At 45.6% G+C, this 13,962-nt stretch carries 10 protein-coding genes; 9 read left to right on the plus strand and 1 reads right to left on the minus strand.

All coding sequences use genetic code 11. The annotated features are described in order from the left end of the window. Positions 1 to 58: 58 nt before the first annotated feature. The 8 genes from rplK to JZ784_RS10510 all read left to right on the plus strand — a co-directional run bounded on the left by rplK (position 59) and on the right by JZ784_RS10510 (position 12,335). Positions 59 to 487: a 50S ribosomal protein L11 gene (rplK, locus tag JZ784_RS10475; protein WP_004868049.1), complete on the plus strand. Its 429-nt coding sequence runs from the start codon at positions 59 to 61 to the stop codon at positions 485 to 487. Positions 488 to 490: 3 nt separating this feature from the next. Further along, positions 491 to 1,186: a 50S ribosomal protein L1 gene (gene rplA / locus JZ784_RS10480; RefSeq protein WP_005006981.1), complete on the plus strand. Its 696-nt coding sequence runs from the start codon at positions 491 to 493 to the stop codon at positions 1,184 to 1,186. A gap of 298 nt (positions 1,187 to 1,484) precedes the next feature. After that, on the plus strand, positions 1,485 to 1,991 hold the full coding sequence (gene rplJ / locus JZ784_RS10485) for a 50S ribosomal protein L10 (RefSeq protein WP_004692769.1): 507 nt from the start codon (positions 1,485 to 1,487) through the stop codon (positions 1,989 to 1,991). A gap of 48 nt (positions 1,992 to 2,039) precedes the next feature. Continuing rightward, a complete protein-coding gene (gene rplL / locus JZ784_RS10490) occupies positions 2,040 to 2,405 on the plus strand; it encodes a 50S ribosomal protein L7/L12 (protein WP_005006983.1) in 366 nt (121 codons plus the stop codon). Between the two features lie 305 nt (positions 2,406 to 2,710). After that, entirely contained in the window at positions 2,711 to 6,799 is a 4,089-nt protein-coding gene (rpoB, locus tag JZ784_RS10495) for a DNA-directed RNA polymerase subunit beta (protein ID WP_005006986.1), read from the plus strand. 157 nt (positions 6,800 to 6,956) lie between these two features. Continuing rightward, entirely contained in the window at positions 6,957 to 11,159 is a 4,203-nt protein-coding gene (gene rpoC, locus JZ784_RS10500; protein ID WP_005006987.1) for a DNA-directed RNA polymerase subunit beta', read from the plus strand. A gap of 168 nt (positions 11,160 to 11,327) precedes the next feature. Further along, a complete protein-coding gene (locus JZ784_RS10505; RefSeq protein ID WP_346314838.1) occupies positions 11,328 to 11,867 on the plus strand; it encodes a hypothetical protein in 540 nt (179 codons plus the stop codon). 159 nt (positions 11,868 to 12,026) lie between these two features. Further along, positions 12,027 to 12,335 (plus strand): DNA transfer protein p32, encoded by a 309-nt coding sequence (locus JZ784_RS10510; RefSeq protein ID WP_346314839.1) that lies wholly within the window; start codon positions 12,027 to 12,029, stop codon positions 12,333 to 12,335. Positions 12,336 to 12,377: 42 nt separating this feature from the next. Here JZ784_RS10510 and JZ784_RS10515 read toward each other — a convergent pair whose 3' ends face one another. Continuing rightward, positions 12,378 to 12,860: a DUF4442 domain-containing protein gene (locus JZ784_RS10515; RefSeq protein WP_026253377.1), complete on the minus strand. Its 483-nt coding sequence runs from the start codon at positions 12,858 to 12,860 to the stop codon at positions 12,378 to 12,380. Positions 12,861 to 12,972: 112 nt separating this feature from the next. On the opposite strand from JZ784_RS10515, the gene JZ784_RS10520 reads away from it, so the two are divergent. Next, positions 12,973 to 13,854: an alpha/beta fold hydrolase gene (locus tag JZ784_RS10520; RefSeq protein WP_346314840.1), complete on the plus strand. Its 882-nt coding sequence runs from the start codon at positions 12,973 to 12,975 to the stop codon at positions 13,852 to 13,854. Positions 13,855 to 13,962: the final 108 nt, after the last annotated feature.

Genomic DNA, 13,962 nt, shown 5'->3' on the forward strand with positions numbered 1-13,962 from the left:
TATCGTTACTTTAAATGTATGGGGAGCCTAACGGCGTCAGTACCCAGAGGTAATTGAAATGGCTAAGAAGATTGACGGCTATATCAAGCTGCAAGTTCCAGCTGGTAAAGCAAATCCATCTCCACCGATTGGTCCTGCACTAGGTCAACGCGGTGTAAACATCATGGCATTCTGTAAAGAATTCAATGCTGCTACACAAAAAGTTGAAGCTGGTCTGCCAATTCCAGTTGTGATCACTGTGTACAACGACAAGTCGTTCACATTCATCATGAAAACTCCGCCTGCTGCGATTTTGCTTAAAAAAGCTGCCGGTATTCAAAAGGGTTCAGCTGTACCTAACAAAACTAAAGTTGGTAAGTTGACTCGCGCTCAGTTAGAAGAAATTGCGACTACTAAAGAACCAGATTTAACTGGTGCTGATTTAGACGCACGTGTACGCACCATTGCTGGTTCTGCGCGTTCTATGGGCTTGGAAGTGGAGCTATAAGACATGGCTAAATTAACTAAACGTCAAAAAGCCATTGCTGCTGCTATTGAAGCAAACAAAGTTTACACTTTGGAAGAAGCAGTACAAGTTCTTAGCAGCCTGCCTGCTGTAAAATTCAAAGAATCTTTGGATGTTGCGGTAAACCTGGGTGTTGATCCTCGTAAATCTGACCAAGTTGTTCGCGGCGCGACTACACTTCCTGCAGGTACTGGTAAAACTGTACGTGTTGCTGTGTTTGCTCAAGGCGCTGCTGCTGAAGCTGCTAAAGCTGAAGGCGCGGACGTTGTTGGTTTTGATGATCTTGCTGAAAGCATTCAAGCGGGTAACCTTGACTTTGACGTGGTAATTGCTGCTCCAGATGCAATGCGCGTTGTTGGTAAGCTGGGTACGATTCTTGGTCCACGCGGCTTAATGCCGAACCCGAAAGTGGGTACTGTAACTCCTGATGTAGCAACTGCAGTTAAAAATGCAAAAGCTGGTCAAGCGCGTTACCGTGTAGACAAAGCGGGTATCATCCACGCTGCGATCGGTCAAGTGGGTTTCACTGCTGAAGCTGTTCGTTCAAACGTTGAAGCATTAATTGCTGACCTTAAGAAAGCAAAACCTGCGACTTCTAAAGGTATCTACATCCAAAAGATCACTTTGAGCTCAACTATGGGCCCTGGTCTTGTTGTTGAAGTGGCAAACGTTTCTAAATAAGTTTTGGCTTATTGCAGAATTTTAAAGCCCTGAGTGAGTTTTAAAGCACTGCTTTAAAACTCACGCAAGAAACGCTCCGTCGTATTTTGCAGACTTAGGCAAACTTTGAATTGATAAATTTATTTATCAGCGTCAAAGACCTCAGGCGAGAGTGATTTCGATTGCTTTCTTAATTTTCCAGCCTGAGTAGACGCGGTGGTGTGATTTGTTCATCCTCCGCGTGCAAGTTCAGTGATGAACTTGCGAATTGGGAGTGTGCTTCGCGTAAGCACATAAATCACCGTTAGGAGGTTTTACAATGGCTCTTCTTATCGAAGGCAAAAAACAGATCGTTGCTGAAGTAACTGAAGTTGCTTCTACTGCGTTTGCTGCTGTTGTGGCTGACTACCAAGGTTTAACTGTTGAGCAATTAACTGCTCTTCGTGTTGAAGCTCGTAAGTTAGGTGTTGCTACACGTGTTGTACGTAATACTTTGGCTAAACGCGCTCTTCAAGATACTCCATTCAATATCTTGAACGACAACCTTGTTGGCCCAACAATTTTAGCTTTCTCAACTTCTGCAGATGATATGGGTGCTGCGGCACGCTTATTTGAAGAATTTGCGAAAACTAACAAAGCATTTGAACTTAAAGCTGCTGCGTTTGAAGGCAAACTTTATCAAGGCGAAGAAGTTAGCGTTATCGCGAATCTTCCAAACCAAGAGAAAGCGCTTACTATGCTTGCAAGCGTTCTTCAAGCTCCTATTTCGAAATTGGGCCGCTTGCTTACAGCGCTTCAAGAGAAAAACGAGTCAGAAGCTGCATAAGCTCAAACTTAAACACACATCATTCAATACCCATTTGGAGTTACTCTCATGGCTTTAACAAACGAAGAAATCTTAAACGCAGTTGCTGAAAAAACTGTTCTTGAACTTGTTGAACTTATTTCTGCTTTCGAAGAAAAATTCAACGTATCTGCTGCTGCTGTAGCTGTAGCTGCAGGTCCTGCTGCTGCTGCTGCTGAAGAGCAATCAGAATTCAACGTAGAGTTGACTTCTTTCGGCGCGAACAAAGTAGCGGTAATTAAAGCAGTTCGTGAAGCGACTGGCCTTGGTCTTAAAGAAGCTAAAGACATGGTTGAAGGCGCACCTGCAGTTCTTAAAGAAGGCGTTTCTAAAGAAGAAGGCGAAGAACTTAAGAAGAAACTTGAAGAAGCTGGTGCTACAGTTACACTTAAGTAATCTTAAGAGGAGCCGATTTTTTTATAATCGGCTCCAGAAAATGGCTGATGGCTCTTGGGTCATCAGCCTTTTTGCGTTACAATAATCGGCTCGATTTTTGTTTGCATGATATAAAAATCATACAAATTAGAAATACAGATAAATGTCAAACGCTTACCAATATTTTTCCGTTTAAAAAATATTGTTAAGCGTTTTAATACCACTATAAATTGCAGCATTTGTCAAAGTGGTGGCCATATCGGCCTGCGTAATTCCTTCTAAACCCGTTCTGCAGGCGGGTTTAGTTTACTTTCCGAGGACTCCAGATGGCATACTCATATACCGAAAAGAAACGGATCCGTAAGAATTTTGGTAAATTGCCCAAGGTAATGGATGTTCCGTACTTGCTCGCGATTCAAGTCGACTCGTACAGAACTTTCTTGCAAGATGGCAAAACTCCAAAAAACCGCGAAGATATCGGTCTCCAAGCCGCATTTCGTTCAGTTTTTCCTATAGAAAGTTATTCTGGCAATGCTGCTTTAGAATTTGTTGAGTATAGTCTTGGTAAGCCTGAGTTTGATGTGCGTGAGTGTATTCTCCGCGGCTCAACTTATGCAGCGCCAATGCGTGTAAAAATTCGTCTGATCTTAAAAGACCGCGAAACTAAATCAATCAAAGACGTGCGCGAGCAAGAAGTCTACATGGGCGAAATGCCGCTCATGACTGATAACGGTACCTTCGTTATTAACGGTACTGAGCGTGTCATCGTATCTCAATTGCACCGTTCACCGGGCGTGTTCTTTGACCATGATAAGGGCAAAACCCATTCAAGCGGTAAAGTGCTTTATTCAGCGCGGATTATTCCTTACCGCGGTTCATGGTTAGACTTTGAATTTGATGCGAAAGACCTGGTCTTTGTACGTATTGACCGCCGCCGCAAATTGCTTGCGACTGTGGTGCTTCGTGCCTTAGGTTACAACAACTCTCAAATTCTTGATTTGTTCTATGAAAAAGTGCCTGTCTACCTAGACATGGGCAGCTATCAGATTGATCTTGTGCCTGAACGCCTGCGCGGTGAAATGGCCCAGTTTGATATTGCTGATAAAGACGGCAAGGTCATTGTAGAGCAAGGCAAACGTATCAACGCGCGTCACGTGCGTCAGATGGAAGCAGCAGGGCTTGAGAAGCTTTCTGTTCCAGATGAATACTTGTATGAACGCATTATTGCTGAAGACGTGGCTTTACGCGGCGGCGATGTGATTGCGGCAAATACAGTGCTTAGCCATGAAATTATGGTGAAATTGGCTGAAGGCGGTGTGAAGCAATTCAACATCCTGTTCACCAACGATATTGACCGCGGTTCATTCATCGCGGACTCTTTGCGTGCAGATACAACGTCCAGCCGTGAAGAAGCGCTTGTAGAAATCTACAAAGTGATGCGTCCAGGCGAGCCGCCGACGAAAGAAGCAGCTGAAAACTTATTCAACAACCTGTTCTTCTCTTCTGAACGTTATGACCTGTCTCCTGTAGGCCGCATGAAGTTCAACCGCCGTTTGGGCCGCCCTTACGAAGTGGGTACAGATCAGAAGTCACGTGAAGTTGAAGGCATTCTTTCAAATGAAGACATTACTGATGTTCTTCAAACACTGATTGAAATCCGCAACGGTAAAGGTGAAGTCGATGATATCGATCACTTGGGTAACCGCCGTGTGCGTTCTGTCGGTGAAATGACAGAAAACCAATTCCGTGTAGGTCTAGTTCGTGTAGAACGCGCTGTAAAAGAGCGTTTATCACAAGCTGAAACTGACAACCTGTCTCCGCAAGATTTGATCAATGCGAAGCCAGTTGCTGCTGCAATCAAAGAATTCTTTGGTTCAAGCCAATTGTCTCAGTTCATGGACCAAAACAACCCATTGTCTGAAATTACACACAAACGCCGTGTATCAGCGCTTGGGCCTGGCGGTTTGACGCGTGAACGCGCAGGCTTTGAAGTACGTGACGTACATCAAACTCACTACGGCCGTGTGTGCCCAATTGAGACTCCTGAAGGTCCAAACATTGGTTTGATCAACTCACTTTCAGTTTACGCTAAATGCAACAACTTCGGTTTCTTGGAAACTCCATACCGTAAAGTTGTTGATGGCCGTGTAACTGATGACGTTGAATACTTATCTGCAATTGAAGAAGTCGGTACTGTTATTGCACAGGCCGATTCTGGCGTCGATAAAGACGGCAACCTGCAGGAAGAATTCGTATCTGTACGTCATCAAGGTGAATTCGTACGTATGCCTCCTGAAAAAGTGACGCATATGGACGTATCTGCTCAGCAGGTTGTATCTGTAGCAGCATCATTGATTCCGTTCCTTGAACACGATGACGCCAACCGTGCATTGATGGGTTCTAACATGCAGCGTCAAGCTGTGCCTACGTTAATTGCTGACAAACCGCTTGTAGGTACAGGCATGGAAGCAAACGTAGCGCATGACTCTGGTGTGTGTGTAATTGCGAACCGCGGCGGCCGCATTGAATTTGTTGACGCATCACGTGTCGTGATCCGTGTCAATGAAGATGAAATGGTTGCTGGTGAAGCAGGCGTAGATATCTATAACCTGATTAAATACACCCGTTCGAACCAAAACACCTGTATCAACCAGAAAGTTCTGGTGAAACTGGGTGATAAAGTTGGCCGCGGCGATGTATTGGCTGATGGTCCATCGACTGATGGCGGTGAGCTGGCGCTGGGTCAAAACATGCGCGTAGCGTTCATGACTTGGAATGGTTACAACTACGAAGACTCGATCTTGTTATCTGAGCGTGTACTTCAAGAAGACCGTTTAACGTCGATTCACATCCAAGAATTATCATGTGTAGCGCGTGATACTAAACTGGGTGCTGAAGAAATCACTGCGGATATTCCAAACGTTGGTGAAGCTGCACTGTCTAAGCTTGATGAATCAGGTATTGTTTACATCGGTGCTGAAGTCACTGCTGGTGATATCTTGGTTGGTAAAGTGACACCTAAAGGTGAAACTCAGCTGACTCCTGAAGAAAAACTGCTTCGCGCAATCTTCGGTGAAAAAGCGGCTGACGTAAAAGACTCATCTTTACGCGTATCTTCATCTGTGAAAGGTACGGTTATTGACGTTCAAGTGTTTACACGTGACGGCCTTGAAAAAGACGAACGTGCTCAAGCAATTGAAAAAGCGCAATTAGATGCATACCGCAAAGACTTGAAAGAAGAATACAAAATCTTCGAAGAAGCTGCGCGTGAACGTATTGTGCGCTTGCTGAAGGGTCAAGAATCGAATGGTGGCGGCACGACTAAACGCGGTGACAAGCTTTCTGAAGAAGTATTGTCTGGTTTAGAGCTTGCTGACCTGCTTGAAATTCAGCCGACAGACGAAGGCATTGCTGAGCGCTTAACTCAAATTCAAGTGTTCTTGAAAGAGAAGAGCACTGAAATTGATGAGAAATTTGCTGAGAAGAAACGCAAACTTTCTACGGGCGATGAATTGACAACTGGCGTATTGAAAGTTGTTAAAGTTTACTTAGCTGTAAAACGCCGCATCCAGCCGGGTGATAAGATGGCGGGCCGTCACGGTAACAAAGGTGTTGTATCTAACATCTTGCCTGTAGAAGACATGCCGCACGATGCCAACGGTGTTCCTGTAGACGTAGTGCTTAACCCGCTGGGTGTACCGTCACGTATGAACGTGGGTCAGATTCTTGAGACTCACTTGGGCATGGCAGCGAAAGGTCTTGGCGACAAAATCGACAAGATGATGAAAGAGCAGCGCACAGTTCTTGAACTTCGTGAATTCTTAGACAAGATTTACAACAAAGTTGGCGGCGAGCAAGAAGATCTTGACAGCTTGACTGACGATGAAATCTTGGCGCTTTCAGGCAACCTGCGTGCCGGTGTTCCTTTGGCAACGCCTGTATTTGACGGTGCTGAAGAATCACAAATTAAAGAATTGCTGGAACTTGGCGGCATCTCACGTACTGGTCAAACAGTATTGTATGATGGCCGTACTGGTGAGCGTTTCGACCGTCCTGTAACTGTAGGTTACATGTACATGCTGAAACTGAACCACTTGGTAGACGACAAAATGCATGCGCGTTCTACCGGTTCTTACTCTCTTGTTACGCAGCAGCCATTGGGCGGTAAAGCGCAGTTCGGTGGTCAGCGTTTCGGTGAGATGGAAGTCTGGGCACTGGAAGCATATGGCGCAGCGTACACGCTCCAAGAAATGCTTACAGTTAAGTCGGATGACGTTGAAGGCCGTACCCGCATCTATAAGAACATTGTAGATGGCAACCATTATATGGATCCGGGCATGCCTGAATCGTTCAACGTATTGACCAAAGAGATCCGTTCTTTAGGTATCAACATTGAACTGAAAAATGGTGACTAAGAAATCTCCCCCGACGCCCTCTTTAGAAAAGAGGGGAGAAAGTCCCCCTTCATAAAGGGGGACTTAGGGGGATTTTCAAGATTCCCGAAATTCAGTAAAAACAATATTTGTGACCCAGTTGTGAAGTGAAAATCTCCACAACACACGGAGAAAAAAATTGAAAGACTTGCTCGATATCATGCGCAAAAAGACGGATTCAGACGGCCACGCTCCTGTAGAGTTTGACCGCATCCGTATTGGTCTTGCGTCACCAGAAATGATTAAGTCATGGTCTCACGGCGAAGTTAAAAAGCCTGAGACAATCAACTACCGTACGTTCAAGCCAGAGCGTGACGGTTTGTTCTGTGCCAAAATCTTTGGTCCAGTAAAAGATTACGAATGCTTGTGCGGTAAATACAAGCGTATGAAATACAAAGGCGTCATTTGTGAAAAATGTGGCGTTGAAGTAACAACAGCGAAAGTTCGCCGTGAACGCATGGGTCACATTGAGCTTGCTTCTCCAGTTGCGCACATCTGGTTCTTAAAATCACTTCCAAGCCGTATCGGTCTTCTTTTAGACATGACGCTGCGTGATATCGAACGTGTATTGTATTTCGAATCTTATGTTGTCACTGACCCAGGCATGACTCCATTTGAGAAATACCAGCTTCTTAACGATGAAGAATACTTCAATGCGTTAGAAGAGCACGGTGATGAATTCACAGCGAAAATGGGTGCGGAAGCTGTTCAGGACTTGTTGAAAGACATCGATCTTGAAGCTGAAATTTCTCGCCTGCGCGAAGAAATTCCGAACACAACTTCAGAAACGAAGCTTAAAAAAGCCTCTAAACGTCTGAAATTGATGGAAGCGTTTAAAGAGTCAAACAACAAGCCAGAATGGATGGTGATGAATGTACTTCCAGTACTTCCGCCAGATCTTCGTCCGTTGGTTCCGCTTGAAGGCGGCCGCTTCGCGACTTCTGACTTGAACGACCTTTACCGCCGTGTGATTAACCGTAACAACCGTTTGAAGCGTCTTCTTGACCTTGCAGCGCCAGATATCATCGTACGTAACGAAAAACGTATGCTGCAAGAATCTGTAGATGCATTGCTGGATAACGGCCGCCGCGGCCGTGCAATTACGGGCTCGAATAAACGTCCGCTTAAATCTTTGGCAGACATGATTAAAGGTAAGCAAGGCCGTTTCCGTCAAAACTTACTTGGTAAGCGTGTTGACTATTCTGGCCGTTCGGTAATTACTGTAGGTCCATCACTGCGTTTGCACCAATGCGGTCTTCCGAAAAAAATGGCGCTTGAATTATTCAAGCCATTCATTTTCGCTAAACTGCAGGCATCTGGCCAAGCGACAACCATTAAAGCTGCGAAGAAAATGGTTGAACGTGAAACTCCAGAAGTTTGGGACGTTCTTGCTCACGTGATCCGTCAGCATCCAATCATGCTGAACCGTGCGCCTACACTTCACCGTTTGGGTCTTCAAGCATTTGAACCGACTCTTATTGAAGGTAAAGCGATCCGTCTTCACCCACTCGTATGTGCTGCGTTTAACGCCGACTTCGATGGTGACCAAATGGCGGTACACGTACCATTAACACTTGAAGCTCAATTAGAAGCTCGTGCGTTAATGATGTCTACAAACAACATCTTGTCTCCAGCGAACGGTGAGCCAATCATCGTGCCGTCACAGGACGTTGTCTTGGGCTTGTATTACATCACGCGTGATGCAATCAATGCCAAAGGTGAAGGCATGGTGTTTGCGGATACTGACGAAGTAAACCGCGCGCTTGCAACAGGCCAAGTTGATTTACACGCCCGCGTTAAAGCGCGTGTACATCAAACGGTGATTGATGAAAATGGTAACCGTGAGCATCAAACCATTGTTGTAGATACAACACCTGGCCGCTGCTTGCTTTGGGAAGTTGTGCCTGAAGGTATGGACTTCCAGCAAATTAATGTTGAGATGACCAAAAAGAACATCTCTAAAATCATTAACTCTTGCTACCGTAAACTGGGCTTGAAAGATACGGTTATCTTTGCTGACCAATTGATGTATTTGGGTTTCCGTCAAGCGACACGTTCAGGTGTGTCTGTCGGTATGGAAGACATGCTGATTCCACCGCAAAAACAAGCCATTATTGACAAAGCTGAAACTGAAGTTCGTGAAATTGAACAGCAGTTTGAACAAGGCTTCGTAACTGCGGGCGAACGTTACAACAAAGTGGTCGATATTTGGGCGCGTACCAACGACCAAGTTGCGAAAGCGATGATGGACAACTTGTCATTCACGACTGTTAAAAACAAGCAGGGTGAAGACGAGAAGCAAAAATCATTCAACTCAATCTATATGATGTCTGACTCGGGTGCCCGTGGTTCGGCAGCGCAGATTCGTCAGTTGGCGGGTATGCGTGGTTTGATGGCGAAACCGGATGGCTCGATCATTGAAACCCCAATTAAAGCCAACTTCCGTGAAGGTTTGACCGTACTTCAGTACTTCATTTCAACACACGGTGCGCGTAAAGGTTTGGCCGATACAGCACTGAAAACAGCAAACTCAGGTTACTTAACGCGCCGTCTTGTAGACGTAGCGCAGGATTTGGTTATTACTGAGCCAGATTGCGGTACATTCGACGGTCTAGTGATGACGCCATTCATTCAAGGTGGCGATGTCATTGAGAACCTGGGTGCACGAGTTCTGGGCCGCGTTGTTGCTGAAGATGTGAAGAAAGTGGGTTCGGAAGAAGTTCTTCTTGCGCGCAATACTTTAATTGATGAAAAACTAGCTACATTTATTGAAAATGCTGGTATTGACGAAATTAAAGTGCGTTCAGTGGTTAACTGTGCGTCAACATTCGGTGTTTGTGCGAAATGTTACGGCCGTGACCTTGCACGCGGTCATCAGGTGAACCCTGGTGAATCTGTAGGTGTAATGGCTGCGCAGTCAATTGGTGAGCCGGGTACACAGTTAACCATGCGTACATTCCACGTGGGTGGTGCTGCAAGCCGAACATCTGCTGCCAACAGTATTCAAGTGCGCAACAAAGGTACTGTACGTTTCCATAATGTGAAAACTGTACAGCACGCAAAAGGCCACTTGGTATCGACTTCTCGTTCAGGCGAAATCGGTATTGCAGATGACTTGGGCCGTGAACGCGAACGCTACAAAATTCCATACGGTGCTTCGATCATTCTGAAAGATGGCGAAGAAGTAGCTGCAGGCGGTATCGTGGCGACTTGGGATCCGCATACGCATCCACTTGTTACAGAAGTTGCCGGTAAAGTGCGTTTCAGCCAAATCGCTGACGGCGTAACTGTGACATCGAAAACTGATGATGCAACAGGCATGACTACAATCGAAATCTTGCCAGTGACTTCACGTCCTGCGTCAGGTAAAGATTTACGTCCTGCAGTTGTGTTAGACACAGTTGATGGCGGTGAGCAGTTCTACTTCCTGCCGCAAAACACGATTCTTTCTGTCCGTAATGGCGAAACAATCGGTGTCGGTGATGTTATCGGCCGTGTACCGCAAGAAACTTCACGTACCCGTGACATTACCGGTGGTTTGCCGCGCGTAGCTGACTTGTTCGAAGCACGTAAGCCGAAAGAGCATGCGATCCTTGCTGAAATTTCAGGTGTGGTCAGCTTCGGTAAAGAAACGAAAGGCAAAAACCGTTTAGTGATTACCCCGGATGACGGTTCTGAGATCTACGAAGAACTGATTCCGAAATGGCGTACCATTAACGTGTTCGAAGGCGAACATGTGAACCGCGGTGAAACGATTTCTGACGGTCCGCAAAACCCGCATGACATCTTGCGTCTGAAGGGTGAAGTGGCGTTGACTAACTACATCGTGAACGAAGTTCAAGATGTATACCGCCTGCAAGGTGTGAAAATCAACGATAAGCATATTGAAGTGATCGTGCGTCAAATGCTGCGTAAAGTCGACATCACGGATGGCGGCGATACAAGCTTCATTAAAGGCGAACAAGTGGATTATATCCGCGTTGTCGGTGAAAACCAGGCCGTATTGGCTCAGAACAAGTTCCCTGCGAAGTTTGAACGTCAGTTAATGGGTATCACCAAAGCATCGCTTTCTACTGATTCGTTCATCTCTGCTGCATCGTTCCAGGAAACAACTCGCGTGTTGACTGAAGCGGCTGTAACAGGCAAAGAAGATGACTTGCGCGGTCTGAAAGAAAATGTGGTTGTAGGCCGTCTGATTCCAGCAGGTACAGGTTTGGCTTACCACTTGGAACGCCGCCGTCAAGAAGCAGAAGCTGCTGAACAAGAGCTTCATAATGACTTCTCTGATGTTGATCAGGCGCTTAGCCAAGCATTTAGCCAAGAGTTCAACAACGGTCTTTAAGCCCTGAGTTGATGTGATATGAAAGGCGCCTTCGGGCGCCTTTTTTTATGCCGGCAATGTTCCAGATAAATGAAAAATACCGCTTTATTATTATTCAAAATTTGCCTATATTGAAATGAGAACGAATTTATTTACTTTATTTTTTTAATAAAAGAATAGGAAAAATTTATGAAAGCAATTCAAAAAGTTTTAGCATTTACGGTTTTATCTACGTCTGCAAGTGTGTTTGCAGCACCGCTGCCAGCCAGTATTGTGGTGGAAGATAAGGCTGTTGTCCCTGTCTTGAAAACTGAAGTAATCCGTAAGGCAGCAGGGCAAGAACCTGTACGTGAGGTTCAAGCAACTGTTTTTGAAGTAACCAATAACGGCAAAGATATTGTGGCTAGAGAAATTCAGCTGCAAGATAATCAAGCTCAGTTTTCAGACAAAAAATTGTCCGCGCCTGTGATCAAAAAAGGCGGCGTGATTGTTCCAACCTCGAAAGTTGAAGTCAATAAAACGGTTAAGCAGGATGGCCAAGTTCTGCTTCAAACGAAAAGCATTGATGCGGAAGGCGTAGAATTTAAGAAGGGTCAGGAGCCAGTGAAGCGTACTTTACAAGTGGAGCAGGCCAAACTTCCAGAAAGTAAGGCGAAGGTTTCACATGCGGTCATCACTAACAATGGTACAGTGACCAGAGACGTGACTGTACTCAGTGAAGATGAATAAGATCACTGTATTTTATGCAGTTTTGAGTCATGAATAGCGCTGATTTATTCAGAGCTATTTTACAAATTACTGCAAATTTTTTCTTAGAATTAACAATCATTCAGATTTAGTTCCATAATATGAAAATATAATGTAACTAAAGCAAAATGGGGAATGGTTATGAAAAAAGTATTAGGCGCAGTTGCAATAACTGCGATGTCTGCAATGCTGTTGGCTGGCTGTGAAAACATGTCCGCCAATGAACAGCGGATCGGCGCAGCGGCATTAGGCGGTGCAATCGGCGGCGGCGCAGGCGCTGCAATCGGCAGCAAGACCCAAAATGGCTCTAACCGCAACGCGACATATAGCGGTGTGGGAGGCGCAATTGGTTCTGCAGTCGGCAAAAGTGTTTTTGGCGGCAATGCAGGCGCAGCAATCGGCGGCGCAATCGGCGGCGGCGCAGGCGCTGCAATCGAGCAGAAACGCTAGGCTTGAATATTGAGAAAAGCGCTTGAATGATCGGGCGCTTTTTTATTTGCGGGCTTTAGACGATTTCCGCCGGATATACAGTGTTTTTTGAACTTCGGCAATGCGCAGGCCTGCCTCATCAAAAATATTTAAAGAATAGTTGCGGATCACAGGCGTGTAGTTTTCCGCTAAAACTTTGATATGTTCAATTTCCTGAAAGTCCAGGCGGACGTCCGCATAGACGGTGCCGCGCCCAGGCGACAGAAATTGAATATTGGCGCCTTTATCCCAGACAATATATTTTGAGCCTAAATGATGCATCAGGAGCAGCATATATAGAGGATCCACCATGGAATATAGGCTGCCGCCAAAATGCACGCCAATGATATTGCGGTTCTTATGCGTCAGCGGCATTTTTACGCGAATATGATAATTAGGCAGGTCTATCTTGGTGATTTCAATGCCGGCGCCTTTATACGGCGCGTAGTGGTTGAGTAAAAATTTCGAGACAATTGGAATTGTCATTATTTTTTGCTTTAAGCTCATATCGGTCAATTTCTTTTTATGATCAGACCACCATACTAGAACAGAATAAAAGCTCTGGCATTGATCGGACAGCCAGCGCATCAGCGCAAAACGCCAATAAAAGGACCGCGACATGGAAGCACGTACACAGTGGGTGAATACCTCGGATCAGCAGCGACTTTACGTGAAAGCCTGGGGCGATGAGCGCAGCCCGGCTTTGGTTTTGGTGCACGGCTATCCGGATAACCAAGAGGTTTGGGAGCCGGTGATTCAGCTGCTGATGAAAGATTTTTATATTGTGACCTATGATGTCCGCGGCGCTGGCCAGTCAACTATTCCCAAGCGCGTGAAGGATTTTCGGCTGGAACAGCTGTCGCAGGATTTAGACAGCGTCACGCAGGCTGTATTGGGCGGCCGGCCTTTTCACTTGGCTGCGCATGACTGGGGATCTATTCAGTCGTGGGAGTCTGTGACTGAACCGAAGTTCCGCGGGCAGATTTTATCCTATACCACAATATCTGGACCTTGCCTGGATCATGCCGCTTTTCTGTTGCGTGAGCAGTTTAAAAATAAAAAAGCAAATTTGCTGAAATTGCTCAGCAAGTCTTGGTATATCGGAGTATTTCAATTGCCTTTTCTTGCGCCTGCAGTATGGCATTTTTTTAATCCTGAGCGTTGGGGGAAAATTGTCAACGAGCTGGAGCGGAAACAGCAGCTGCCGCTGAATCATAATATTCAAAAAGACGGCAAATATGGTATCAGTTTATACCGTGCGAATTTTATTCCGCGTTTAACCAAGCCTAGACAGCGCTATGCGGTTTGTCCAGTACAAGCAATTGTTTTAAAGCATGATAATTTTGTCAGTCCAGACTATATTGCTACTCTTCCGCAATGGGTAGAGGATTTATCGATCATTGAAGTTGAAGCTAACCATTGGGCAGTGTTAAGCCAGCCCGAAAAAATCGCGCATTCGATTGCTGAATTTGCTCAGAAGCAGCCCAGCCAGGAAATTTAATCTGGGGCAGCAAACCGGCCCATCTGCAAAGTGAAGATGAATGCGGCTCAAATTGCAGTTTATGGTTTTTTAATCTGCTAAAATGGCGTTTTTTCATCTTCCCTTAAT

Origin of the sequence: Acinetobacter sp. CWB-B33, from assembly GCF_039655955.1 — a bacterium.
GTDB lineage: Bacteria > Pseudomonadota > Gammaproteobacteria > Pseudomonadales > Moraxellaceae > Acinetobacter > Acinetobacter bouvetii.

What these genes read in the sequence shown, in the direction of transcription:
- rplA (WP_005006981.1), top strand. Translation starts at nt 491, where the DNA reads ATGGCTAAATTAACTAAACGTCAAAAAGCCATTGCTGCTGCTATTGAA.
- rplL (WP_005006983.1), top strand. Translation starts at nt 2,040, where the DNA reads ATGGCTTTAACAAACGAAGAAATCTTAAACGCAGTTGCTGAAAAAACT.
- rplJ (WP_004692769.1), top strand. Translation starts at nt 1,485, where the DNA reads ATGGCTCTTCTTATCGAAGGCAAAAAACAGATCGTTGCTGAAGTAACT.
- JZ784_RS10520 (WP_346314840.1), top strand. Translation starts at nt 12,973, where the DNA reads ATGGAAGCACGTACACAGTGGGTGAATACCTCGGATCAGCAGCGACTT.
- JZ784_RS10515 (WP_026253377.1), bottom strand. Translation starts at nt 12,860, where the DNA reads ATGAGCTTAAAGCAAAAAATAATGACAATTCCAATTGTCTCGAAATTT.
- JZ784_RS10505 (WP_346314838.1), top strand. Translation starts at nt 11,328, where the DNA reads ATGAAAGCAATTCAAAAAGTTTTAGCATTTACGGTTTTATCTACGTCT.
- rplK (WP_004868049.1), top strand. Translation starts at nt 59, where the DNA reads ATGGCTAAGAAGATTGACGGCTATATCAAGCTGCAAGTTCCAGCTGGT.
- rpoB (WP_005006986.1), top strand. Translation starts at nt 2,711, where the DNA reads ATGGCATACTCATATACCGAAAAGAAACGGATCCGTAAGAATTTTGGT.
- JZ784_RS10510 (WP_346314839.1), top strand. Translation starts at nt 12,027, where the DNA reads ATGAAAAAAGTATTAGGCGCAGTTGCAATAACTGCGATGTCTGCAATG.